Source organism: Mucilaginibacter yixingensis (genome assembly GCF_041080815.1).
Classification (GTDB): domain Bacteria; phylum Bacteroidota; class Bacteroidia; order Sphingobacteriales; family Sphingobacteriaceae; genus Mucilaginibacter; species Mucilaginibacter yixingensis.
In genome coordinates this window covers 2,424,033-2,446,284 of record NZ_CP160205.1, presented here as the reverse complement: position 1 = coordinate 2,446,284, position 22,252 = coordinate 2,424,033, and the positions used below count along the sequence as shown (strand labels likewise).

Genomic DNA, 22,252 nt, shown 5'->3' with positions numbered 1-22,252 from the left:
AACATGACCGCACAACAAAAAGTTGCCACCCGCAATGCCGTTTTAATACTGATGATTGTGTTTGCCGCCGCCGCGCGACTGCTAACCTTTAAATTTCAGTTTATGAGCAATTTTACGCCGGTAGGTGCCATGGCACTGTTTGGCGGCGCTTATTTTAGCGATAAGTGGAAAGCTTACCTGGTGCCAGTGCTTGCGCTTTTTGTGAGCGATATGCTGATTAACTCGCTATATCATCTCAATCCGTTTGCGGTGAGCCTGCCAATGTACCTGTGCTTTATTGCCATGGTACTGATAGGCACGCAGATCAAAAAAGTAAACGTGGTAAACGTGGGTGTAGCTTCATTGGCAGGTGTACTTATTCACTGGTTGGTGATGGATCTGCCTTGGTTGTATGGTACACTGTATCCGCACACTTTGGGTGGTTACGGCCAATCGCTGGTGGCGGCTATTCCGTTTGAGCGCAATATGGTGCTGGGCGATGTTTTGTATGGACTGGTATTGTTCGGCGGCTTTGAGCTGGCTAAGAACAAGTATACTGTGTTGAGAACTGCGCGTCCGTCTATAGCTTAAATTCAAAGAATAAATATAAACGAAAAGGCGCCCGCAAGGCGCCTTTTTTGTTGCTGTCGGTTTGATAGAAATTGGTAGAAAGCCTAGTTTTATATCTTCATCCATCTGCTTAAAACATGCAAAAAATAGTGGTATTAACAGGCGCCGGCATTAGCGCCGAGAGTGGCCTGAAAACCTTCCGCGATAGCGATGGTTTGTGGGAAGGATACAATATTGAAGAAGTTGCCACCCCGCAAGCCTGGGCGCGTAATCCGGCGCTGGTGCAGGAGTTTTACAATATGCGTCGCAAAAACGTACTGGAGGCCGAACCGAACGCTGCGCATTACGCACTGGCCAAACTGCAGGATAAATATGACGTGACCATCGTCACGCAAAATATAGATGATCTGCATGAGCGTGCCGGGAGTAAAGATGTGTTGCATTTGCATGGCATCATCACCAAATCGCAATCGAGCGTTAATCCTAGACTTACTTACCCCATAAACGGTTGGGAGATCAAAATGGGCGAGTTGTGCGAACTCGGTTCACAACTGCGTGCCCATGTGGTATGGTTTGGCGAGGATGTACCGATGATTGGTAAGGCTGCCAATATTTGCAGTATGGCCGATGTTTTTATCCTGGTAGGTTCATCGCTCGCGGTATACCCTGCGGCAGGATTAGTGCATTATGTGGCCCCGGAAACGCCGAAATACATCATCGATCCCAAAATACCAGACGTTGGTTTGGATAACTCATTTACCAAAATAGAGGAGAAGGCAAGTGCAGGAGTAGTAAAGCTGGTAGATGAATTAATGGTTTAATGTGCGGATGTGCATATGAATCCGGTATTCCTAATTTTTAACCTTCAATCTTTAACTTGAAACACAAAGCTATATTTAACTGGAGCGGCGGTAAGGATAGCGCATTGGCGTTATACCACTGCCTGCGCAATCCTGACATAGAAATAAAATATCTGCTCACAACGGTGAACGATGCGGTGAATCGTATTTCTATGCACGGTGTACGCGAGGAATTATTGTTGAGGCAGGCCGAAGAAATAGGTATTCCCTTATACCAGGTGCGCCTGCCGGAAATGCCTGATATGAAAACGTATGACGATACGATGCGCCGCCACCTGGATCATTTGAAAGGCGAGGGTATTACGCATTCTATCTTTGGCGATATCTTTCTGCAAGACCTCAAAAACTACCGCGATCAGCGCCTGGCCGAAGCAGGCCTCTCAGGTATTTATCCGCTCTGGCAACGGGATACCCATGAGTTGATAAATGAGTTTCTAGATCTAGGCTTTGGTACCGTTATTGCCTGTACCCAGGAGCGCCTAGGTGAATTTGCGGGCCGAGAGTTGAGTCGGGAACTGATTGCCTCGCTGCCTGCTGACGTTGATGTTTGCGGCGAGAACGGCGAGTTTCATACCTATGCTTTTAAAGGTCCCATCTTTAAAAATGAAATAAAATATAGCGTAGGCGAGAAGGTGTTTAAGACTTACAAAGCACCCAAAAGTGCAGATGATACCTGCAACGGATCTGCCGTAGACGCAAGCAAATTAAGCGGTTTCTGGTACGCTGATCTATTGCCCGCCTAGGGGCTTTTTAAATAGTAGAGCCACATATTTGTGGCTCTTTTTGTTTTCAGATGACTCAATCTTTCTCCTGACTAAAGAATCTGACTTTTAATTTCAACTACTTGATTATCAGTATGTAATTATTGATACAGAATTTTCTTTGGACTTGGTTAGGAAGGTATATAGTTACCAATATATAATTTTGTTACGATATATAAGTTATTGTTTATCAGGTTTTTTGTAATTAAATGACACAAGATAGCTTTAATTAAATAATTAATAAGGGGCTAAAGTAAGCCAAAATAGCCAAATTAAATTTGGCTATGCTTTAATTATTGACTTAAGTTGTTATTTTGCAATATGTTATGTGGTTTATCGCTACAAGTTGTACTTCTCGTAGTTCGCTTTAAAGTCGCGGTTCATTTCTTTAAAGCGTTCGTTTATTTTGTTGAGGAATTCTTCGTCAAGTAATTCAAAAACACTGTCTATTCCTTTGAGCAGATCCATGTCGGCAACCTTGTAAATCTGCTCATATACCCCTTTCTCGGTTTTGATAATAAACTTTTGGTTCATGCTCATAATGGTGATCTTAAAATCGGGATGCGGTAGTTCTGCTATTACTCTCATTGCTGGTTTGTGTTTTGGATAAGGCCATGCAGTGGATCGGCTCCATGCAGTGTGCCTCGTGTTTCTAGTATTTTAAACCGGGCGAAAAGTTCTTCGCTATACCAGTTTTCGTCTCTTGTTTTTTTGATTACTTCACCATGTTCGCGGGAGCGGTAGGCAAAGTTTTTTACATCGTCTACGCTTTGCCAGATAGAGAAAGTGGCTTGCCTATAAACAGGGGCTTCGCCAATGCCTACAGACATGATATAGCCCGGGGCATCACTCATTATTTGGGCCACGCCATCAACATTGGCCCAAAAGTTTTTCAGTCGGTTAAAACGGATAGTGGCGCGGGTGAGTACTGCTATAGGGTCTCCATATCCTTCCGTTTCAGTTGGTTTTTTGAATGGTTCTTTGTTATCCCATTTACCGTGGCTTTGTAGTGGTTCGCATAAGATGGTCCACTGTTCGGTGGTTAGTTTTTGCCACCATTTGCTGACGAACGAAGATTGATAGAATCGCTCGAAATCATCTTGTTGATTCCAAACGGCCAGTAGTGCCCATTGCTGCCAGTCGGGATTGAGATCAAATGTACCCTTGCGTCCGCTGCCCATCAGTTTCCAGAACGTGCAGCCTTTTTGGAGCCTGAGCGGTAATCTATGCACCGCCATGGCCAGCAGTGCGAAGGGTACAAGCGCCTTTCGGTAACGAACGATGGTCAAACTCATAACGGCCATGCAGCGAAATAAAAGATTAAATATGATATTTTGCTTATTTAGTTTAACAGCGCCTGTCTTAACTTTGATTTTATGGCAGAAGACTTAAAAATCATCACCTCGACCAGTAAAGCCGAGCAATATCAGTCGCTTATTCCGCAGATTGAAGCCCTGCTTTATGGCGAAACTGACACTGTGGCCAATCTAGCTAACGTCTGCGCGGCGCTCAAAGAGCAATTCAAATGGTTTTGGGTAGGCTTTTACCTGGTGAAAAATGGCGAGTTGGTTTTGGGCCCCTTTCAGGGACCGGTGGCCTGCACCCGCATAGCTAAAGGTAAAGGTGTTTGCGGTAGCGCGTGGGAGCAAAAACAAACGCTGATTGTGCCCGATGTAGATGCTTTTCCCGGCCATATTGCCTGCAGTTCGTTATCCAGATCAGAAATCGTTGTGCCGCTGTTTAACAATGGTGAGGTAATTGGCGTACTGGATGTGGATAGCGAAGAATTGGCGCAGTTTGACGAAACAGATGCTCAATACCTGGCGCAAATTATTGACCTGATAAACATTGCATGAGCCGCGTTTTTATGATTCCCGGTATGGGGGCTGATAGCAGGATCTATCAACACATCAAGACCGATGGCTACGAGCAAGTGCTGGTCAATTGGTTTGAGCCAGATGAAAATGACAGTCTTGTATCGTACGCGCAGAAAATCAAAGCACAATACGGAATAGCCGATGGCGATATTGTTATTGGCAACTCTTTAGGTGGAATGATGGCCATGGAGATCAGCAAAACATTGCGATTGAAAAAGACCATCCTCATCTCCAGTATCAAAACCATTAATGAGGCGCCTGGGTATTTTAAGTTGTTCCGGGCGCTGCCGGTCTATAAAATCTTGCCTGGTTGGCTAATTACTCATTCAACTAAAATTGCACGCCACGTGGTGGGTAATATCGGCAAACATCAGATGAACCTGTTTGCAGATATGCTGCATCAGTCGTCTGTGCGGTTTTTGAAATGGTCTATGGGGGCTGTTTTGCGTTGGGATAATCAGATTATTCCTGAAAATACTTTTCATATTGTGGGCGATAATGACCGGGTATTTGATCATCATCGCATAAAAAATGCCGCCGTTGTACATGGCGGCACACATATTATGATTTTTGACCGGGCCCGCGAGATTAATCAATGGCTGGCAACGGTGCTTGCTGTTGAATAGTCTTTATTCTCTATAGTAAGTTGCCGTGTAGAGCCATCTGCGTTTTTAATGGTTAAAACCGGGCCCGCGAGATTAATCAATGGCTGGCAACGGTGCTTGCTGTTGAATAGTCTTTATTCTCTATAGTAAGTTGCCGTGTAGAGCCATCTGCGTTTTTAATGGTTAAAACGGCGGTTTGTTTGCCATCTAATACAGGTTTTTTGTTTACCAGGTCACAAAGGTCTATGTGGCTGTAATCCTTTTCATCTACGGCAATTACCTGCTCTCCAGGTTTGGCCATGTCCTTCAGGGCGTCCCATGTTGCTCCAATAATAAGCTGGTTATTTTTGACGGTTAAAGCCACCGGCCAGCCTCTGGCATCCAGATTAACAGTAGGGGTAATAGGATCGAAATAATACTTCTGGTTGATGTAATCCAGCGTCAATGTGCCATATTTTAATAGCTCGGTGCCGATGCCGGGGATGCCGGAGTCGTTAGTGTCAGTAACTGAATTATTGAATTGCGTGCTACCTAAGTTAAAGGAGGGGATGTACAAGCGCCGCTTTGGTGCGTCTTTCTGCAAGCCCATAGCGCCCATGTTGTTGGCGCCATAGCCTAACCCCACAACGCGGTACACGCTGCCTTTGGTAATTTGGTTTACCAGCCCGTCGGTAAGGCGCAGCATCTTATTATCGCCGCTGTCAAACTCCATGGCCATCGTAGCGTTTTTGCCAAAGGGGATGGTCAGGATAGGCGTACTTTGTCCATCGGTGTGAATGTTCAGTTTGCCGCTGTTTTTGCTGTTGAGTTGCAGCTTATCTTTCTGATCGGTAATAATGATGGTATGTTTGGCGCTGTTAAACCTAACGAGTGAATTACGTAGCATATTGCTGCCGATAATGCCGTCAACCGACCAGCATTTAAATACCTCGCCTTGCAATCCCCTAAGCGCGGGTGTGCCGGCAAACAGGGTGCTGCCGCATTTAATATCCAGTTTTACATCGTGCATTTTAAAGTGGGTGCCGTTAACATCTACCACATCATCGGTGTGGATGTTGGTTAGGTTCATTTCATCTGCCAGCTGATCGCTCACCATACATATGGCACCGGTATCAAATAGAAAGCGTCGCGGTTTTCCGTTTACTTCTACAGTGACGAAAAACTTACCGTTCAGATCGTCATAAGGCAATTCTTCGTAATAATTCTTGGTGGTGGCTGCTCCCTGGTTGTAACGAGACTGTGTGCAACCAACCTGGGTACAAAGAATGAGCAGGGCAATGATGAGGTTTTTCATATCCTGCAATTTATCAACAAGTGGGCTTGTATGGCAAATACTAAGGCGTAATAATTTTTATATTGCACGCAATGGCCAACAGTTTTTCTAAAATACCAGCAGCATTTTATCAAAACCCAAACGTGGTAGAGGTAGCCCGTAATTTGATAGGTAAGTATTTGTTTACGCGCCTGGATGGTTTAGTTACAGGAGGCTATATTGTTGAAACAGAAGCTTATAATGGCCCTATTGATCGGGCCTCGCATGCTTACGGCAACAAGCGTACTCCGCGTACCGAAACTATGTTTATGCCCGGTGGTGTTGCTTACATTTACCTGTGTTATGGTATTCATGAAATGCTGAATATTGTTGTTTCTGTTGAAGATGAGCCGCTGGCGGTATTGATTCGTGCAATCGACCCGGCAATTGGTTTGGATGTAATGCAATCGCGCAGAAACATGGCGGTTATTAAACCGAACATTACAATGGGGCCCGGTAGTGTAGCTAAAGCATTGGGTATTTCCAGAAAGATTAACGCTATTAGTTTGCAAAGCGATACGCTGTGGCTGGAAGACCGGGGATTGACTTTTACCGATGATCAAATAGCGGTAGTGCCGCGCATAGGTGTAGATTATGCCAAAGAGGATGCCTTATTGCCTTATCGCTTTTACGTAAAGGGTAACCCTTATGTAAGTAGGCCGGTAAAGGGCAAGTGATTGATTCAGAGAGATTGTCTTAAACCTCATATTGCAAATCTAAAAGATGGAATATCAGAATACATTGGCTTTTGCTCAACAATTAGATGAGCTTGATGGTCTTAAATATTTAAGAGACAAATTCTTAATTCCACAACATAATGGGAGTGACGCTATCTATTTGTGCGGTAACTCGCTTGGTTTGCAGCCTAAAGCAGCCAGGGGTGAGCTGCAAAAGCAGCTGGATGCATGGCAATGCCGCGCTGTAGAAGGCTGGTTTGAAGGCGATGATCCATGGTTGGGCTATCAAAAGCAGTTGAAAAAGCCTTTGTCTGTGATTTTGGGTGCCCGTGAAGCTGAGGTCAGCGTAATGAATTCACTTACAGTAAATCTTCATTTACTGATGATAAGTTTCTATCAACCAAAAGATAAACGATATAAAATATTGATGGAAGGCAAAGCTTTTCCGTCTGATCAATATGCTATAGAAAGCCAGGTGCGCCTGCACGGTCTGGCGCCTGACGATGTCATTGTAGAAGTATTCCCCAGAGATGGTGAATATACTTTACGAACAGAAGATATCCTGCAAAAAATCAATGATTTAGGTGATGAGCTGGCGCTGGTTTTATTTGGTGGTGTAAATTATTACACCGGGCAGTTATTTGATATAGCGGCAATTACCCAGGCTAGCCATACTGTTGGTGCTATGGTTGGGGTTGATCTGGCTCATGCTGCCGGCAATGTGCCGTTACAACTGCATGATTGGGGTGTAGATTTTGCCTGCTGGTGCTCTTACAAGTACCTGAACTCTGGTCCCGGTGGTATTAGTGGGATTTTTGTGCATCAGAAATATCATAACGATACATCGCTGAAACGCCTGAGCGGTTGGTGGGGATATGAACGCGCTACCCAGTTTGAAATGAAAAAAGGCTTTGTGCCCGAGGTTGGCGCCGATGGCTGGCAGGTAAGCACTAGTCCAATTTTGCTTATGGCGCTTAATAAAGCCGCTCTGGGTGTGTTTGAGGATACGGGTGGTATAAGATACCTTCGAGAGAAAAGCGTTCGTCTGACGGGCTATATGGAGTTCTTGATAAATCAGATCAATCAACAGTGGGGTGAAGTGTGGTTGAAGATCATCACGCCGACTGATCCTGAGCAGCGCGGGTGCCAGCTCTCTATCATCTGTAAGCAATATGGTAAAAAGATCTTTGATCACCTCGCTGCAAATGGTATCATTGGCGATTGGCGCGAACCCGACGTGATCCGCCTGAGCCCGGTGCCGCTTTATAATACTTTTACCGATGTGTATCACACAGGCAGAGTGCTGCAGGAAGCCTTGTTACTGGTAAACGAAGTGAAATGACAAATGACTGATCTACGAATAGCCTATCACCCCATCTATGCTCATCCATTGCCTGAGGGTCATCGTTTCCCGATGCTGAAGTATGAGTTGATACCAGAGCAATTACTCCACGAAGGAACTATATCGCCCGAGAACCTCTTTTCGCCCGGAGTGGTTAGTGAGGAGGTGATTCTATGGACGCACAATAAAGATTACTGGGCTGATTTGCGTGATCTGCGCCTGTCGCCGAAAGATCAGCGTCGCATTGGTTTCCCGTTGGATGCCCGGCTGGTGGAGCGCGAACAGCGTATTGCGCAGGGAACTATTGATGCCTGTGGATATGCCCGGCAGCATGGTATTGCGTTTAACGTAGCTGGTGGTACCCATCACGCAGGCAGTAACTGGGGCGAAGGCTTCTGTATGCTGAATGATCAGGCTGTGGCTGCTAATTACTTGTTGCATAATAAAATATCGCAATCTATCTTAATTGTTGATTTAGATGTACATCAGGGCAATGGCACTGCGCAGATATTTGAAAATGAGCCCCGGGTGTTCACTTTCTCTATGCACGGCGCCAATAATTTTCCCTATCGGAAGGAAACATCAGACTTGGATATCCCGCTGGCCGACGGCACCACTGGTGACGAATTTCTATCCATCCTGAAAGAAACCCTCCCCAAACTCATCGCGCAGCAAAAACCCGATTTTGTCTTTTACCTCTCGGGCGTAGATGTGCTGGCTACCGATAAACTGGGTAAACTGGCCCTCACCAAAGACGAATGCCGCGAGCGCGACCGACTGGTTTTACAAGCCTGCAAAGATCACCATATCCCCGTTGAGGTGAGCATGGGTGGCGGCTACTCGCCGCATATCAAAGATATTGTGGATGCGCATTGCAACACGTTCAGGCTGGCGGTGGAGTTGTTTTTTTAATATTATTCTATGTCATTTCGACCGTAGGGAGAAATCTTAGACGTATTACAGGTTACAAATGAATATTGGCTAACAAGCATGGGGGCTAAGATATCTCCCCACGGTCGATATGACAAGAAGGGTATTAGCGTTCGGTCGCAGACCTCCTGCTAAACCTCCAATACAACAAAACCGACGCTACAGCCAGGCCCAGCGTCAGTCCATACCAAACACCTTTTACACCCCAATTGAGGCTGATGCCCAGCACGTAGCCCACAGGCAAACCCACAATCCAATAAGCCAGAAAGGTGATAATGGTTGGGATGTTTACATCGCCCATGCCGCGCAGTACGCCCAGGCCAACTACCTGTGTGCCATCAAATAACTGAAAGGCTGCTGCAATGATAAATAGCTGTGCTGCAATAGCTATAACGGCTTTGTCTGAAGTGTAAATCCACGGGAGTAAATGATTAAAAGTGGCAAAGATGATGGCCGTCAGACTCATAAAGATGATGACGATGTGATAGCTTGACACGGCCGACATCCGCAGGCGCTCAAAGTTTCGCGCCCCGAAATGATTGCCTGATTTAATGGCCGCCGCCGCTGCAAAGCCGCTGGCCATAATGTAGGTGAGCGATGCCATGTTAAGGGCCACCTGATGCGCGGCCTGTGCCGACGGACTGATCGTTCCGATAATAATACCTGCTCCGCTAAAGGCGCTTACCTCAAACACGTATTGCATGGCTACCGGCATACCAATACGCAGCAGTTCCCGGCAACTGGCCCACTCTATATGCTTAAATGTAAATCCCGTCAGATAGCTTTTAAACCGGTCTGAGCGAAACACGTAGCTGCCCATCACCACCGCCATCACCGTGCGATCTATGAGCGTGCTGTAACCCACACCGCGGATGCCCATCGGTGTAACCCCAAACAAGCCTTTTACAAAGATAACGCCCAGTATAATGTTGAGCACATTGCCCCAGATAGAGATCTGCATGGCCTGTTTGGTAAAGCCCAGTCCCTCGGCAAACTGCTTAAACGTGTTAAACACCAGCATGGGGATGAGTGAAAGCCCCAGCAATAGCAAAAACGGACGCGCCTGCGCCACCACCTCGGGCGATTGCTTCAGGTGCGGTAATATCAGCCCCAGTCCCAGGCAAATTACCGTGCAAAGTACAATGCCACCAATAATATTGAGCAGCAAGCTATTGACCAGTAAGCGCCCGCAACCATCTTTATTACCCGCGCCGTTGTATTGTGCAATAAGCGGCGTAATGCCATAGCTAATGCCCAGCCCAATTACCAGCGCAATAATAAAAACATTGTTGGCTAATGATACCCCGGCCAGCGCAATAGTGCCCGCAAAATGGCCAATTACCACGCTGTCGCTCACCTGGGTGAGCACGTGCCCGGCTTGCGATATCACCACCGGGATGGCCAGCCGCAGGTTTTCGCGGTAGTGTGGTTTGTATTTCTGGTAAAGGGCTTTCATAGATAGCGCAAAGGTAGAGGTTTGCCGGGAGAGATTGGTTGTAGCGGGATTAAGAGATGGTTTTTGGTGATTAGATATTGGTTTTGGGATATTGAACCTTGGGTTTTCTGAAATCATATTAGAGGCATGTCATACTGAGCGATAGCGAAGTATCTCTGAGTACAAGCCATATGGGACGGTCGCAGAGATGCTTCGTTGCTACCCATTACAAGTTAAAAAAGGATGTCATGCTGAGCCCCGTCGAAGCATGGTGGGTGGGCCTTTCCGCGCGAGTCTTCGACAAGCTCAGACTGACAGCCCTCTTGTCTGTCATTTCACTTTTATAGTCCCCGCCGGATTCTATTCCTCAGCATGACATGTTAATTAGGTAAGATTTGCTACCGACTGTTCACTCTGAACCCGATTGTAGTGGAAACCCCGCAGCGTGCATTGGTTTTGAGTTGGTAGCAGGCGAGGGGTATTCATTTAGTTATTTGTTTTTTTAAGGTATTCATGAGCTCCCTTCAGTCGGTTTGCAGCGTAAAGCGGGGCTGCTGGTGCCGATGAAATGCTGAACGTTGGTTTACTGAAAAAGGTTAATCCTCGTCTGAAAGATAAACCGTTACCTTAACGCCGATGCCGAATGCCGCTGCGGCTTCTACTAAGGATGGTGGGAGATAAAAGCCTTTATACATGCCATTATTGTTGGCGGTGTCAACACCAAAGTCAAGCGTTGCAAACTCAATTTCGACCGTTTTTAGTAATTGCAATTTGTCGGCATTTTGAGATAAGAAAAGAAGGGTGTCTGACACCTGGTTGTTAAAGTCATTAAATTCAGCATCGCTTACGGAAAGATTAAATCCGTTTTTTTGATTTAGTTCCCCTCGTTTGTTGCGCGGTTCGCCTTTATACCATACGGTGTGAGGAGATAGTCCGCTGATAGCAACAAACGTATCTACATCAAAATTTTCGCCTACAACTGTTAAAACGCAACTCATAGATAGCATCAAATATAAAATATTTATACCGCAAATGGTTTGTTTGCCGGTGATGCACCATGGCGCCTGCATGCGGGGTTAAACCAAATTCACATACGCATATCTGCACATTCGCACATTTTTCATAACTTCGCAGCCGTCTCACCAAAACAACTCAATAACATTGGACAACCAACAATTGACCACCGTGCAGACCGCCAAAGATCTTGGCCTGCTTCCTGACGAATTTGAACGTATTAATCAGATACTTGGCCGCGTGCCTAATTTTACCGAGCTGTCTATCTTCTCGGTAATGTGGAGCGAGCACTGTTCATACAAAAACTCTATTACCTGGCTAAAAACTTTGCCTAAAGATGGCCCGCGTATGCTGGCCAAAGCAGGCGAGGAGAATGCCGGCCTGGTTGATCTGGGCGACGGCGTTGGCTGTGCCTTTAAAATAGAGAGCCATAACCACCCATCGGCATTGGAGCCTTACCAGGGCGCTGCTACCGGTGTGGGCGGTATCAACCGTGATATTTTTACTATGGGTGCCCGCCCAATTGCTCAGCTTAACTCGCTGCGTTTTGGCGACCTGAAGCTTGATAAAACCAAGTGGCTGGTAAAAGGCGTGGTAAAAGGTATTAGTCATTACGGTAACGCGTTCGGCATCCCAACTGTGGGTGGCGAGCTGTTCTTTGATGATTGCTACAACGTTAATCCGCTGGTAAACGCATTTAGTGCGGGTATTGTTAAGGCTGGCGAAACGGTGTCGGCTACGTCATACGGCGTGGGTAACCCGGTTTATATCGTAGGTTCTGCTACAGGTAAAGACGGTATCCATGGTGCTGCCTTTGCGTCTAAAGATATTACCGAAGATTCTGTGAATGATTTACCTGCCGTACAGGTGGGCGATCCGTTCCAGGAGAAACTGTTGCTGGAGGCTACGCTTGAGGTTATTAAAACCGGTGCCGTAGTTGGTATGCAGGATATGGGTGCTGCGGGCATCATCTGCTCAAACTCTGAAATGAGCGCCAAGGGCGAGCACGGTATGCGTATTGATCTGGACAAGGTGCCAACCCGTCAGGAGAATATGAAACCGTTCGAGATCCTGCTGTCAGAATCGCAAGAGCGTATGCTGATTGTGGCCGAGAAAGGTAAAGAAGCCCTGATACAGGCCGTATTTGATAAATGGGACCTGAACTGTGTGCAGATTGGCGAAGTAACCGATACCAAACGCCTGGAATACTATATGAATGGCGAACTGGTGGCCGATGTGCCTGCCGATGACCTGGTATTGGGTGGTGGTGCGCCAGTATATCAGCGTGAGTACCGCGAGCCTGCTTACTATGCCGAAAATCAAAAGTTTGATATCAACAACGTGCCTGAGCCTGCCGATCTGAAAGAAGTGGCCGAGCACCTGATATCTCACCCTAATATTGCTTCTAAACGCTGGGTAACTGATCAGTACGATTCAATGATCGGTACCTCAACCATGACCACCAATCGCCCGAGCGATGCGGCCGTAGTAGCGGTTAAAGATACCGACAAGGCGATTGTAATTACCGTCGACTGTAACTCACGCTATGTATATGCCGATCCGCAGAAAGGTTGTGCTATTGCTGTGGCCGAAGCCGCACGTAACATCACCTGTAGCGGTGGCGAGCCGGTAGCTATTACCAACTGCTTGAACTTTGGTAATCCTTACATCCCTGAGGTTTACTGGCAGTTTGTAAGCGCCATTAAAGGTATGAGCGAAGCTTGTACCAAATTTGAAACTCCGGTAACCGGCGGTAACGTAAGTTTCTATAACCAGAGCAGTGACGGTGGTTCGGTATTTCCAACGCCAACCATTGGTATGCTGGGGGTAATGGATAACCTGGATAATTTGATGACGCTGGATTTCAAATCGCCCGGCGATCTGATCTATCTGGTTGGCGAGTCTCAGAATGATATTGCTTCATCTCAATACCTGGCATCGTACCACAAAATACTTGCTGCTCCGGCTCCGTATTTTGATATCGATAAAGAGTATGCTACGCACCAGGTAATTAAACAACTGATTCAGCACAAAGTGATCCAAAGCGCGCATGACGTTGCCGACGGTGGCCTTTACGTAGCGCTGGTAGAAGCAGCAATGCCAAACGGTCTGGGCTTCGAGGTGAACACTGATGATAACTTCCGCAAAGATGCCTTCCTGTTTGGCGAGGCTCAAGGCAGGATAGTAGTGAGTGTGGCCCCTGAAGATCAAGAGCGTTTTGTTGAACTGATGGCCACCAGCGAAACCGAGTTTACCCTGCTAGGTAACACTACCGAACTGGGCGACTTGCACGTTGACGAAGAGCGTTACGGTAACATAGTAGACCTTAAACTGGTTTATGACAACGTATTGCACGTAATACTTGGAGAATAAGTTTAATACTTAATGCATAAATATAAAAGGGGAAGGGTTTTAAGGCCTTTTCCCTTTTGTTGTTTTGGCAATACACACCACCACCGTCATTGCGAGGAACGAAGACAACCGACCGAAGCTCATTAATGCCGTTAAAAGCAAATAACAACATTAATAATCTCTGTACTTGCAAATCCACTTAGCCAATCGGAGTGTCCTTCGCAGAGATTGCTTCGTTCCTCGCAATGACGTTTTTGAAAATATTTTTATCTACCTCAAATGAAACTCAAACGAATCCACCACATCGCCATCATCTGCTCAAACTACGAAGTATCTAAATGTTTCTATACAGAAGTACTCGGACTAACCATTCAGCAGGAGGTTTACCGCGAGGAACGCCAATCCTATAAACTGGATCTGGCAGTAGACGGACTTTACCAGATAGAGCTGTTTTCATTCCCTGATCCACCGGCCAGGGTTTCACGTCCTGAAGCGGCTGGTCTGCGTCATTTGGCTTTTGAAGTGGATAGTGTAGAGCAATCAGTCGAACATTTAAGCCTGCATGGCGTGGTTACAGAGCCTATCAGGGTAGATGAGTTTACCGGCAAAAAGTTCACCTTCTTCAGCGATCCGGATGGCTTGCCGATAGAGATGTATGAAGTTTGATTTGAGGTTAAAGCTGAAAGGATAAAGGATAAAGGTACTTTGTCCTTCCAGTAAGTGTTTCTCTTGGTTTTAGATTATCACCTTTATCCTTTTACCTTTGTCCCTTCACCTTACTCCATGAGCATTTTCCGCTTCAAACAATTTCAGGTAGATCAAACCGGTTGCGCCATGAAGGTGAATACCGATGGTGTGTTACTGGGCGCCCTGGCTGGCAGCCCAAAGCCCAGACGTATACTTGATATAGGCACCGGTACCGGCGTAGTGGCATTAATGTTGGCACAACGTTTTCCAGAAGCTTTGATTGATGCGGTGGAGATAGATGCTGTAGCCGCAGCCACCGCAAAACGTAATTTTGAGGGCTCGCCCTTTGCTGATAGATTGACTGTTTACTCTACATCTTTTCAGGATTTCTTTGCTGCGCACACAGATAATCGGTATGACCTGATTGTGTCTAATCCTCCTTTTTATATCAACTCATTGGCGTCGCCGCATCATGCTAAAACCGTGGCTAAACATGCCGGGGAGGATTTCTTTGAGGAGATGATTAAAAGTGTACCGCAGCATCTGAATGATGATGGCAGGTTGATGATGATACTGCCTGTGGATACCGCGCAGGTGGTCAACTCCCTGGCTACGCAGCATGATTTGCATTTGCACAGTTATATAGATGTAAGTTCTTACCCTGATTACAATCCTCACCGTAAAATATTGAGCTGGAGCAAGAGCGAGGTGCAGGAAGTGCAACGGGCCGCGCTGGTTATTTATACCGAACCGCGCAAGTATACAGCACAGTACAGTGCGCTGCTGTCAGATTTTTTGACGATCTTTTGAGGATGAAACTCTGGTCGTTAGTAATTATGGCCTTTTATGCTTTTGCCATATTGATGAATGGGGCAGAGGCCGTTATGCAGTTTTATACCTATCACTCGCCGCTGATCCCTGAAAATGTGCCATGGCTGCTGGCAAGGCCGTATATAATCAGTGTATTGCTTTATGGTATAGTTTTGGGTATTATAGTAGTGCTATATCGCAGGCAAAATTATAGCAAAGCAATAACAATTGGCATACCGCTTTATATTGTACTTGCTTTATTAGCTTATTTGTAGACGATAGTAAGAGTTGGCGGTGTGGTGTTGTTAACTTTGTTCTGCGTTTTTTGAAAATATCTTAATGTTTCCTCTGATTGATTATAAAACTGTAATTTTACTTCCATAGTTGATAACGATAGTGCACCTAACCAGGCATTGTAATCAACTTAGAAACATCAAAACTTAATGACAAGGATAGGCCTGCTGTCTGACACTCATAGTTATCTGGACGATAACATCTTAAAACACTTTGACAACGTTGATGAAATTTGGCATGCCGGCGATTTTGGCGACATATCTGTAGCTGATCGTTTAGCGGCTCATAAGCCATTGCGCGGTGTATACGGCAATATAGATGCGGCAGACGTGCGCCAAACATTCCCCGAGCATTTACGTTTCAAAATAGAGGATGTGGATGTATGGATGACGCACATTGGAGGCTATCCGGGCCGGTATCACCCTGCTATTAGAAATGAAATTTACACTAAGCCTCCAAAGCTTTTTATTTGCGGGCACTCGCATATATTAAAGGTAATGTATGACGAGCAGATAAAATGCCTGCACATAAACCCCGGAGCAGCCGGAAAACACGGTTGGCATAAAGTAAGAACATTAATAAAATTTTGCGTTACTGACGATAAAATTCATAACTTAGAAGCAGTAGAGTTATTAAAATAGATGTACAATATACACTAAGCCCATGCAATCAATAAAAACTTTAGGACAATTCATCATTGAAAAACAGGCAGACTTTCCTTACGCTAAAGGTGAGCTTTCGCGGTTGCTGCGCGATATAGGCATAGCTTCCAAAATAGTTAACCGTGAGGTGAACAAGGCCGGTCTGGCCGATATTTTGGGCGATGCAGGTAGTATTAACATACAGGGCGAGGGCCAGAAAAAGCTGGACGTATATGCCAACGAGCAATTTATTACAGCCCTGAAAAGTGGTGGCGAGTGCTGCGTGGTTGTATCTGAAGAAAACGACGAATACATCTATATTGACTCTGAGATTTCTAAAAACGCCAAATATGTAGTGGCTATTGACCCGCTGGACGGTTCATCAAACATTGACGTGAACGTTGGTGTGGGTACTGTTTTCTCTATCTTCCGCAGAAAGAGCAAAAGCGGCGCAGCCACAATGGAAGACGTGCTGCAACGTGGTGTAGAGCAGGTAGCTGCCGGTTATGTAATCTACGGCTCATCAACCATGTTGGTTTATACCACGGGTAAAGGTGTAAACGGTTTCACGCTTGATCCATCAATCGGCGAGTTCTGTTTGTCGCACCCTGATATGAAGATCCCTAAAGACGGTGTGATCTATTCTATTAACGAGGGTTACTACGCCCACTTCCCTGACGGCATTAAGAAATACATTAAATTTTGCCAGGTAGAAGACGAAAAAACCAGCCGTCCGTATACTTCGCGTTACACCGGTTCAATGGTGGCAGATTTGCACCGTAATATGATTAAAGGTGGCATCTTCTTATACCCAATCACCGCAAAATCGCCAAAAGGTAAACTGCGCTTAATTTACGAGTGTAACCCGATGGCCTTTATTATTGAACAAGCCGGCGGTAAAGCCAGCGATGGTTACAACCGCATCCTTGAATTAGAAGTAACTGAATTGCATCAGCGTTCGGCTATTATTATCGGTTCAGAGAATATGGTATTAAAAGCCGAAGAAATGATGGCTTGTTTCTCTCCCCAGGTAACCAAAAAGAATTTTGAGGGCCTGGTATCAATCCAGTAAGTGAAAATTTGATTAATATTTTGAAGAGGGCGCGTTAAGCGCCTTCTTTGTTATGTTTAAACCCATGCCCGTCACTTACATCGATCCCGAAACAGAAAAGTTCCTCGCCGGTAAAAGCACTCATACGGCACACCTGTACAATCATTTCATTAATGAGTTTGCCGAGTTGGGCGATATCTCACTGCACGCTACCAAAACCATGATTGGCATTTCAAACGGGCATAAGCGTATTGCCTGGGTTACGCAGTTTGGCAAAAACTTTATTCATGTGGTGTTGCCGTTTAATCGGCCTTATGAAGATAATCTGTGTTTCAGCAAGGTTGCTCTGGTGCCGGGGAGTAATCAGTATAATCATCATCTGCGCATATTGCAGAAGGAGGATGTTAATGAGGAGGTAAGAGGGTATTTAAGGTTGACTATAGAAGGCTAAATAAAATATCAATATATTGGAAACAATGGCAGAGTGGACTCCTATTTCGCTAAATGAGTTACTGGATCAAATTCAAAAATCTGAACTTGATCTGAATGGCGAGCGCTTGAACTTTTGGCAATTAATTAAAATAACTCCTATTAAATGGGAGGAAAGTACAATGGGTGATTGTGGTTCTGGTTTTTGGGTTGTAGGGATTTGTGGTACAAAGGTGATTTGGTATAATGATATTGAAGAGGGTTTTAATATCTCTAACTATCAGATATACGGAAAGATAGAAGAATACCATTGTAACCAGGATGAGCTTAGTTGGGCTGTTAATCGATTGTTTAAATTGGTTGAATTTTACGGAGAGATCGGCGGCCAATTAGGCCCCCCGAAAGAATTAAGTTAAAAGAAGAGTTTTGTTAAACGAAATCTATAAACCTGATATGAAAAAAATCTTTCACATTCTTTGCTGGCTCATATTGATCAGCACCACCTCCCAAGCCCAACGCTACCAGGCCACCGTATCGCCCGGCCAAAGCATCCAGGCCGCTATTGAGGCTGCGCCAGAACATGCCACTAAGCCTTACATTATCTTCATTAAGAACGGCACCTACAATCAAAAAGTAATTATTGATAAACCCAACATTGTTCTGTTGGGCGAAAACCGCGACAGCACCCGCATTATCAATGCAGAAACAGCAGCTTCGCGAAAGATTAAGGAGTACAAAGGTCAGCCGGTCAATATGGGGGTAATTGTATTGCAAAAAGGGGCAGACGATTGTATTATTAGCGGTCTGACCGTTTATAACAACTATGGCACTACGGTTGAGCAAACTACCGTGCACCAGATGGCTATCTACGGACAGGCCACGCGCACCATTGTAATTAATTGTAATGTTTGGGCCGACGGTAATGATGCCCTGTCGTTATGGGCGCCTGATGGTGGCATGTATTATCATGCAGATCTATATTTGCGTTGCCCGGGAGTAGACTTTCTTTGTCCGCGCGGATGGTGTTACGCAACCCGATGCACGTTTTATGGCGATGGCCGCGCACTGATCTGGCATGATGGACGTGGTAATCCAGACAAAAAGCTGGTCATCACCGATTCTCATTTCGATTCTAAGCGCCCGGTAACACTAGGTCGCTACCACCATGATTCGCAATTCTTCCTGCTCAACTGCACCATGACCAGCAAGATTATTGATCACCCGATAGGGTATGCTTATAGCGATCAGGTGCTGGATTCTATCCCATGGGGCAACCGTGTTTACATGTACAACGTCAAACGCGATGGCGGAAATTTTGCCTGGATGGAAAACAACCTCGAAAAAGCCAAAGGATCACCAAAGGCTAGCGAAATTAATGCTAAGTGGACTTTTGGCGGGGCCTGGGACCCGGAAGCCAAAATACAGGCGCTATGGAGCGTGCTGGCGTATAAAAAAGGGCAGTTTGTAAACTATAAAACGGAGAAATAGCAGTTGACCCGGTATAGTATAGTGATGGACTTGAAAACAGTAATTAGCCCGATACTTCTTTTGGTCATCTTTACAACCTTTGCGCAAGCGCAGGAGAGCAGGATGAGGTTGCAGGTACTTCAGCACAGTCGCGTCAACCGGGAACATATCTTCAATAGCAAAGATCAATCTAAAACATATCTTACTTATTTGGGGGAGCTTATCACAAAGAAAGGTGTCCGCTATAAGATTATGAATTCAGTTTGGATATGGGGGAATGCTCACCGTGCAACCAGTCGTATTTTAGTTTATAATGAACACAATCAATATTGGGGAATTATCCGCTTACAACAGTTGATGATTTGCCAAGCTACATCAGTAACAACAAATTAGTTTTCAAGAACAAAGGGAATACTGACTGCGATGTTAAATCAATTACTTATGTGGATTTTGTCAATGGGATACCTCGTGATTTTTTTCGTAGGTGCAATGGAGACGAGGGTGATATCTATCGGTTTGAAAAAGACTAATTGGGATAAGTAATGGCCCCCAATTTTCGTAGATTCGGAAAAAATCCAAAAACAAAATGAAACACCTAAAACCTTTATTTTTATTGGCTGTACTTTTTATGTTGGTACCAACGGCGTGCAAAAAAAGCAATAATGACCTAGCGGCCTCTGCGGTTAGCTTAAAATTTAAATTTAATGGCAGCGCTCAAGCGGCCAACACTGTAATCGCTACCTATTACAAAAGCCAGGGTACAGTACAAATAATGGGATCTATGGCCAATTCGACTCAGGTACTCAACCTGATGGTTAACAATGTAAAAGTCGGGACATTTGATGTAGCAACAGGGGATGCTATTGCTTCTTATTCAATCGGGGCAGATTTGGACCATTCTTATTTGGGCACTACCGGCAAAATAGTCATTACAAAATTTACTACGGAGGCTGTAGGGGGCACATTTCAATTCTCAAGTGTGGCTGGAGTAGGCCTGGCTGGTACATTTACTGAAGGTACGTTTTTAGCCAAATTGATTACAATGTAACGGAGCTAAACTAAGGCGTCAGCTAACACTTGCTAGCGGCCGTACTTGGTTTTAAAACTCCGCAATATTTAGCCTATATAACATAAAAAGCCTCTCTTGAAATGAGAGGCTTTTTATGTTTTCGGACTTGCACCGGCAAGTCTTAAAATCACGTACTGTGCCAATTTAGCTAAACAAGCGTAGAGTCATGTTTAAGGGCTATCAGATAACAAAAAAGCCCCTCATTTTCATGAGAGGCTTTCGGGTAAGTAATGGGGCTCGAACCCACGACCCCCAGAACCACAATCTGGTGCTCTAACCAACTGAGCTATACCTACCGTGTGTTTTTGGTACTTAAGACGTCTCATGCGCCAAACATGCGCCAAAAGATGTATACAGAGCCTAAAATCGTATCTACAGAAGACCTCTCAATTAGAGCATACGTAACCTTCTATTTAAACAATAAACGAGTTAGAGAGTATAATGGAAAGACACTTGGGTTAAGGCTTAACCCTAATAGAGCAGTTAGTGCCGATGAACGAAACCTTTTGCTGAAGAAGCTACAATTTGAATTACATAAGGCCCTTGATGCAGGTACCTATAAGACAGAGATCTCCATACCATCTTCGGAAAGGTTTTTATCCATAACGCAGGAGCACGAAACTCCTAGTCAGATTCACCATAAGTCAACGGCTGAAGTTCTGTTACTAGCTTTAAACAGAAAGCTTAACAATGACTTGAGCCGGAAATATAAACGTAACCTTAGATTTATACACAGAGACTTTGTTGCCTTTCTATCAGAAGCAGAACTTAATCAGCCTTTAAATAAGCTAACAACATCTAGAATAGACGACTTCCTTTCGCGTTTCAATAGTTCTGGAACCTACTACATGAACAAACGTCGAGATTTGGGAGTGCTTCTTAATGCAGCGGGCAGAATGATTGACTATGATGTATTAGTGGTAAAAAATAGTGAAAGACGGAGAACCAAGGCCAAGCTTAACAAGGCTTATCGAAAGGAACAACTAAAGCCATTACTGACGCACCTTAAGAAAGCGTCTCCTAATCTTTACCTTTGTTGCCTACTAACTTACTCAACTTGGTTGAGGCCCCATGAGGAGATAAGACTACTGACTCTAGGTGACTTTAGTCGCAGTTGCTCCGAGATCCGTTTATCTGGTGATGCTAATAAAGGTGGAAAGGTACGAACTGTATTTGTCCCATTGTATGTAAGAGAAGAACTAAACCTAACATTAAAGAAGCTAAAGCCATCAGAAAACATCTTCACAGGACATGTTCATCCATTCAATGAAGATTACTTCAAGACCCAGTGGGGACGTTTAAAAGACGATCTGATCAAGCTTGCTCTTATCGAGCAAGACCAAACCATCTATTCCTTTAGACATACTGCTGCTATAGAGGTCTACCGTAAAACCAAAGATGTACACCTTTTACAGAACCTACTGGCTCACTCTACGTTGGTTGTTACCCTCAAATACCTAAGAAGTTTAGGTGAGCTTAGCCACCAAGATAGAGAAACTGCAGCTCCTACATTGTAAGTAAAAAGCCCACTCCGCAAGGAGTGGGCTGTGTTTAGTTAGTTGTCATCTTGAACATACAAAGCAAGCACAGGAGTATACCTGATCAATGTAACCTTCTCCTCCTTGTTTGTTTCTGGGTTAACCCTAGTCACAGTTTTGCTTTCTTTCGTAAGAAGAAACAACTCCTGAAACCGTTCAAAGCAATGTGTCGCGATTCTATCTAAAGGCAAAGACACCTGTGTCCCTTTATAAAGATCACGTACAAGGACAACGATGTCATGCTTGTAAAGAGATTGGCCTATTACAACCTTCTGTGTGATAGCTCTATTAATTTTCGCCTCATCACCGGATGCCGCGTTGAGCTTTTGAAGTCTCAATATCTCATCACTAAATTTGACACCGCCACGCTTGTCTTGATAGTATTTTATCATGGTGAACGTATCCTCTACATTGTAAAGTTGTGACGCCATGTAATACCAGTTTTGCTTTTGATCTGTTAGTGCAGCTATACGCTCCTCGAGAGAATACTGCTCTGTTTCTGTTTGAGATGTGCGGTCTTGCACATCATTGTAATCAATCTCACTCATGATT

26 protein-coding genes and 1 tRNA gene are annotated in these 22,252 nt (G+C 45.0%); 20 read left to right on the top strand and 7 right to left on the bottom strand.

Going from position 1 to position 22,252, the window contains the following annotated elements; all coding sequences use genetic code 11:
• Window positions 1–3: 3 nt before the first annotated feature.
• The 3 genes from ABZR88_RS09840 to ABZR88_RS09830 all read left to right on the top strand — a co-directional run bounded on the left by ABZR88_RS09840 (window position 4) and on the right by ABZR88_RS09830 (window position 2,152).
• Window positions 4–570 (top strand): DUF6580 family putative transport protein, encoded by a 567-nt coding sequence (locus ABZR88_RS09840; RefSeq protein ID WP_107828805.1) that lies wholly within the window; start codon window positions 4–6, stop codon window positions 568–570.
• Window positions 571–686: 116 nt separating this feature from the next.
• Entirely contained in the window at window positions 687–1,370 is a 684-nt protein-coding gene (locus ABZR88_RS09835) for a Sir2 family NAD-dependent protein deacetylase (protein ID WP_107828804.1), read from the top strand.
• Window positions 1,371–1,426: 56 nt separating this feature from the next.
• Window positions 1,427–2,152, top strand: coding sequence for a diphthine--ammonia ligase (locus ABZR88_RS09830; protein ID WP_107828803.1), 726 nt, complete (start codon window positions 1,427–1,429; stop codon window positions 2,150–2,152).
• Window positions 2,153–2,509: 357 nt separating this feature from the next.
• On the opposite strand, the gene ABZR88_RS09825 is transcribed toward ABZR88_RS09830, so the two are convergent.
• The gene (locus tag ABZR88_RS09825; RefSeq protein ID WP_107828802.1) at window positions 2,510–2,758 is read right to left on the bottom strand and encodes a hypothetical protein; all 249 of its coding nucleotides are present in this window, start codon (window positions 2,756–2,758) and stop codon (window positions 2,510–2,512) included.
• Window positions 2,755–3,465 (bottom strand): DUF3291 domain-containing protein, encoded by a 711-nt coding sequence (locus tag ABZR88_RS09820; protein WP_245917047.1) that lies wholly within the window; start codon window positions 3,463–3,465, stop codon window positions 2,755–2,757. Before ABZR88_RS09820 ends, ABZR88_RS09825 begins: the two co-directional genes overlap by 4 nt.
• Before the next feature lie 81 nt (window positions 3,466–3,546).
• Here ABZR88_RS09820 and ABZR88_RS09815 point away from each other — a divergent pair, with 81 nt between their 5' ends.
• Together ABZR88_RS09815 and ABZR88_RS09810 are read left to right on the top strand one after the other, a co-directional pair.
• Window positions 3,547–4,026, top strand: a complete 480-nt coding sequence (locus tag ABZR88_RS09815) for a GAF domain-containing protein (RefSeq protein WP_107828801.1) — start codon at window positions 3,547–3,549, stop codon at window positions 4,024–4,026.
• The gene (locus ABZR88_RS09810; RefSeq protein ID WP_107828800.1) at window positions 4,023–4,673 is read left to right on the top strand and encodes an alpha/beta hydrolase; all 651 of its coding nucleotides are present in this window, start codon (window positions 4,023–4,025) and stop codon (window positions 4,671–4,673) included. Before ABZR88_RS09815 ends, ABZR88_RS09810 begins: the two co-directional genes overlap by 4 nt.
• A gap of 76 nt (window positions 4,674–4,749) precedes the next feature.
• Here ABZR88_RS09810 and ABZR88_RS09805 read toward each other — a convergent pair whose 3' ends face one another.
• Window positions 4,750–5,946: an aspartyl protease family protein gene (locus tag ABZR88_RS09805; RefSeq protein ID WP_107828799.1), complete on the bottom strand. Its 1,197-nt coding sequence runs from the start codon at window positions 5,944–5,946 to the stop codon at window positions 4,750–4,752.
• A 71-nt stretch (window positions 5,947–6,017) separates the two neighbouring features.
• Here ABZR88_RS09805 and ABZR88_RS09800 point away from each other — a divergent pair, with 71 nt between their 5' ends.
• The 3 genes from ABZR88_RS09800 to ABZR88_RS09790 are packed head-to-tail and all read left to right on the top strand — an operon-like array spanning window position 6,018 to window position 8,895.
• Entirely contained in the window at window positions 6,018–6,641 is a 624-nt protein-coding gene (locus tag ABZR88_RS09800; RefSeq protein ID WP_107828798.1) for a DNA-3-methyladenine glycosylase, read from the top strand.
• Window positions 6,642–6,687: 46 nt separating this feature from the next.
• Window positions 6,688–7,983, top strand: a complete 1,296-nt coding sequence (gene kynU, locus ABZR88_RS09795; RefSeq protein ID WP_107828797.1) for a kynureninase — start codon at window positions 6,688–6,690, stop codon at window positions 7,981–7,983.
• Between the two features lie 3 nt (window positions 7,984–7,986).
• On the top strand, window positions 7,987–8,895 hold the full coding sequence (locus ABZR88_RS09790) for a histone deacetylase (RefSeq protein ID WP_107828796.1): 909 nt from the start codon (window positions 7,987–7,989) through the stop codon (window positions 8,893–8,895).
• 124 nt (window positions 8,896–9,019) lie between these two features.
• On the opposite strand, the gene ABZR88_RS09785 is transcribed toward ABZR88_RS09790, so the two are convergent.
• Together ABZR88_RS09785 and ABZR88_RS09780 are read right to left on the bottom strand one after the other, a co-directional pair.
• Window positions 9,020–10,369, bottom strand: a complete 1,350-nt coding sequence (locus ABZR88_RS09785; RefSeq protein WP_107828795.1) for an MATE family efflux transporter — start codon at window positions 10,367–10,369, stop codon at window positions 9,020–9,022.
• A 575-nt stretch (window positions 10,370–10,944) separates the two neighbouring features.
• Window positions 10,945–11,346 (bottom strand): DUF4279 domain-containing protein, encoded by a 402-nt coding sequence (locus tag ABZR88_RS09780; RefSeq protein ID WP_170113610.1) that lies wholly within the window; start codon window positions 11,344–11,346, stop codon window positions 10,945–10,947.
• 163 nt (window positions 11,347–11,509) lie between these two features.
• Here ABZR88_RS09780 and purL point away from each other — a divergent pair, with 163 nt between their 5' ends.
• The 11 genes from purL (at window position 11,510) to ABZR88_RS09725 (ending at window position 20,141) form a co-directional block, all read left to right on the top strand.
• On the top strand, window positions 11,510–13,735 hold the full coding sequence (gene purL, locus ABZR88_RS09775; protein ID WP_107828793.1) for a phosphoribosylformylglycinamidine synthase subunit PurL: 2,226 nt from the start codon (window positions 11,510–11,512) through the stop codon (window positions 13,733–13,735).
• A 258-nt stretch (window positions 13,736–13,993) separates the two neighbouring features.
• Complete coding sequence (locus tag ABZR88_RS09770) at window positions 13,994–14,380, top strand: VOC family protein (protein ID WP_107828792.1); 387 nt, start codon at window positions 13,994–13,996, stop codon at window positions 14,378–14,380.
• Between the two features lie 117 nt (window positions 14,381–14,497).
• Window positions 14,498–15,211: a tRNA1(Val) (adenine(37)-N6)-methyltransferase gene (locus ABZR88_RS09765; RefSeq protein ID WP_107828791.1), complete on the top strand. Its 714-nt coding sequence runs from the start codon at window positions 14,498–14,500 to the stop codon at window positions 15,209–15,211.
• A 2-nt stretch (window positions 15,212–15,213) separates the two neighbouring features.
• Window positions 15,214–15,486: a hypothetical protein gene (locus tag ABZR88_RS09760; RefSeq protein ID WP_107828790.1), complete on the top strand. Its 273-nt coding sequence runs from the start codon at window positions 15,214–15,216 to the stop codon at window positions 15,484–15,486.
• A 168-nt stretch (window positions 15,487–15,654) separates the two neighbouring features.
• The gene (locus ABZR88_RS09755; RefSeq protein WP_107828789.1) at window positions 15,655–16,146 is read left to right on the top strand and encodes a metallophosphoesterase; all 492 of its coding nucleotides are present in this window, start codon (window positions 15,655–15,657) and stop codon (window positions 16,144–16,146) included.
• Between the two features lie 22 nt (window positions 16,147–16,168).
• Window positions 16,169–17,218 (top strand): class 1 fructose-bisphosphatase, encoded by a 1,050-nt coding sequence (gene fbp, locus ABZR88_RS09750; RefSeq protein ID WP_107828788.1) that lies wholly within the window; start codon window positions 16,169–16,171, stop codon window positions 17,216–17,218.
• Between the two features lie 64 nt (window positions 17,219–17,282).
• Window positions 17,283–17,648 carry a DUF5655 domain-containing protein gene (locus ABZR88_RS09745; protein WP_245917046.1) on the top strand — a complete coding sequence of 122 codons (366 nt, stop codon included), beginning with the start codon at window positions 17,283–17,285 and terminating at the stop codon, window positions 17,646–17,648.
• A gap of 16 nt (window positions 17,649–17,664) precedes the next feature.
• The gene (locus ABZR88_RS09740) at window positions 17,665–18,042 is read left to right on the top strand and encodes a hypothetical protein (protein WP_245917045.1); all 378 of its coding nucleotides are present in this window, start codon (window positions 17,665–17,667) and stop codon (window positions 18,040–18,042) included.
• 37 nt (window positions 18,043–18,079) lie between these two features.
• Window positions 18,080–19,114, top strand: coding sequence for a pectinesterase family protein (locus tag ABZR88_RS09735; RefSeq protein WP_107828786.1), 1,035 nt, complete (start codon window positions 18,080–18,082; stop codon window positions 19,112–19,114).
• A 24-nt stretch (window positions 19,115–19,138) separates the two neighbouring features.
• Window positions 19,139–19,486, top strand: a complete 348-nt coding sequence (locus ABZR88_RS09730; RefSeq protein ID WP_107828785.1) for a hypothetical protein — start codon at window positions 19,139–19,141, stop codon at window positions 19,484–19,486.
• Window positions 19,487–19,679: 193 nt separating this feature from the next.
• Complete coding sequence (locus ABZR88_RS09725) at window positions 19,680–20,141, top strand: DUF6252 family protein (RefSeq protein ID WP_107828784.1); 462 nt, start codon at window positions 19,680–19,682, stop codon at window positions 20,139–20,141.
• Between the two features lie 243 nt (window positions 20,142–20,384).
• On the opposite strand, the gene ABZR88_RS09720 is transcribed toward ABZR88_RS09725, so the two are convergent.
• A tRNA-His gene (locus ABZR88_RS09720) sits at window positions 20,385–20,458 on the bottom strand.
• Between the two features lie 51 nt (window positions 20,459–20,509).
• Between ABZR88_RS09720 and ABZR88_RS09715 the strand changes: the two genes are divergently transcribed.
• Complete coding sequence (locus ABZR88_RS09715) at window positions 20,510–21,679, top strand: site-specific integrase (protein ID WP_170113609.1); 1,170 nt, start codon at window positions 20,510–20,512, stop codon at window positions 21,677–21,679.
• A 38-nt stretch (window positions 21,680–21,717) separates the two neighbouring features.
• Here ABZR88_RS09715 and ABZR88_RS09710 read toward each other — a convergent pair whose 3' ends face one another.
• Window positions 21,718–22,248: a hypothetical protein gene (locus tag ABZR88_RS09710; protein ID WP_107828782.1), complete on the bottom strand. Its 531-nt coding sequence runs from the start codon at window positions 22,246–22,248 to the stop codon at window positions 21,718–21,720.
• Between the last annotated feature and the right edge of the window lie 4 nt (window positions 22,249–22,252).

What these genes read in the sequence shown, in the direction of transcription:
- ABZR88_RS09730 (WP_107828785.1), top strand. Translation starts at nt 19,139, where the DNA reads ATGGACTTGAAAACAGTAATTAGCCCGATACTTCTTTTGGTCATCTTT.
- ABZR88_RS09805 (WP_107828799.1), bottom strand. Translation starts at nt 5,946, where the DNA reads ATGAAAAACCTCATCATTGCCCTGCTCATTCTTTGTACCCAGGTTGGT.
- ABZR88_RS09710 (WP_107828782.1), bottom strand. Translation starts at nt 22,248, where the DNA reads ATGAGTGAGATTGATTACAATGATGTGCAAGACCGCACATCTCAAACA.
- ABZR88_RS09760 (WP_107828790.1), top strand. Translation starts at nt 15,214, where the DNA reads ATGAAACTCTGGTCGTTAGTAATTATGGCCTTTTATGCTTTTGCCATA.
- ABZR88_RS09770 (WP_107828792.1), top strand. Translation starts at nt 13,994, where the DNA reads ATGAAACTCAAACGAATCCACCACATCGCCATCATCTGCTCAAACTAC.
- ABZR88_RS09825 (WP_107828802.1), bottom strand. Translation starts at nt 2,758, where the DNA reads ATGAGAGTAATAGCAGAACTACCGCATCCCGATTTTAAGATCACCATT.
- ABZR88_RS09715 (WP_170113609.1), top strand. Translation starts at nt 20,510, where the DNA reads ATGTATACAGAGCCTAAAATCGTATCTACAGAAGACCTCTCAATTAGA.
- ABZR88_RS09820 (WP_245917047.1), bottom strand. Translation starts at nt 3,465, where the DNA reads ATGAGTTTGACCATCGTTCGTTACCGAAAGGCGCTTGTACCCTTCGCA.
- ABZR88_RS09765 (WP_107828791.1), top strand. Translation starts at nt 14,498, where the DNA reads ATGAGCATTTTCCGCTTCAAACAATTTCAGGTAGATCAAACCGGTTGC.
- ABZR88_RS09790 (WP_107828796.1), top strand. Translation starts at nt 7,987, where the DNA reads ATGACTGATCTACGAATAGCCTATCACCCCATCTATGCTCATCCATTG.
- ABZR88_RS09835 (WP_107828804.1), top strand. Translation starts at nt 687, where the DNA reads ATGCAAAAAATAGTGGTATTAACAGGCGCCGGCATTAGCGCCGAGAGT.
- ABZR88_RS09785 (WP_107828795.1), bottom strand. Translation starts at nt 10,369, where the DNA reads ATGAAAGCCCTTTACCAGAAATACAAACCACACTACCGCGAAAACCTG.
- ABZR88_RS09800 (WP_107828798.1), top strand. Translation starts at nt 6,018, where the DNA reads ATGGCCAACAGTTTTTCTAAAATACCAGCAGCATTTTATCAAAACCCA.
- ABZR88_RS09815 (WP_107828801.1), top strand. Translation starts at nt 3,547, where the DNA reads ATGGCAGAAGACTTAAAAATCATCACCTCGACCAGTAAAGCCGAGCAA.
- fbp (WP_107828788.1), top strand. Translation starts at nt 16,169, where the DNA reads ATGCAATCAATAAAAACTTTAGGACAATTCATCATTGAAAAACAGGCA.
- ABZR88_RS09780 (WP_170113610.1), bottom strand. Translation starts at nt 11,346, where the DNA reads ATGAGTTGCGTTTTAACAGTTGTAGGCGAAAATTTTGATGTAGATACG.
- ABZR88_RS09810 (WP_107828800.1), top strand. Translation starts at nt 4,023, where the DNA reads ATGAGCCGCGTTTTTATGATTCCCGGTATGGGGGCTGATAGCAGGATC.
- ABZR88_RS09725 (WP_107828784.1), top strand. Translation starts at nt 19,680, where the DNA reads ATGAAACACCTAAAACCTTTATTTTTATTGGCTGTACTTTTTATGTTG.
- kynU (WP_107828797.1), top strand. Translation starts at nt 6,688, where the DNA reads ATGGAATATCAGAATACATTGGCTTTTGCTCAACAATTAGATGAGCTT.
- ABZR88_RS09735 (WP_107828786.1), top strand. Translation starts at nt 18,080, where the DNA reads ATGAAAAAAATCTTTCACATTCTTTGCTGGCTCATATTGATCAGCACC.
- ABZR88_RS09755 (WP_107828789.1), top strand. Translation starts at nt 15,655, where the DNA reads ATGACAAGGATAGGCCTGCTGTCTGACACTCATAGTTATCTGGACGAT.
- ABZR88_RS09745 (WP_245917046.1), top strand. Translation starts at nt 17,283, where the DNA reads ATGCCCGTCACTTACATCGATCCCGAAACAGAAAAGTTCCTCGCCGGT.
- ABZR88_RS09840 (WP_107828805.1), top strand. Translation starts at nt 4, where the DNA reads ATGACCGCACAACAAAAAGTTGCCACCCGCAATGCCGTTTTAATACTG.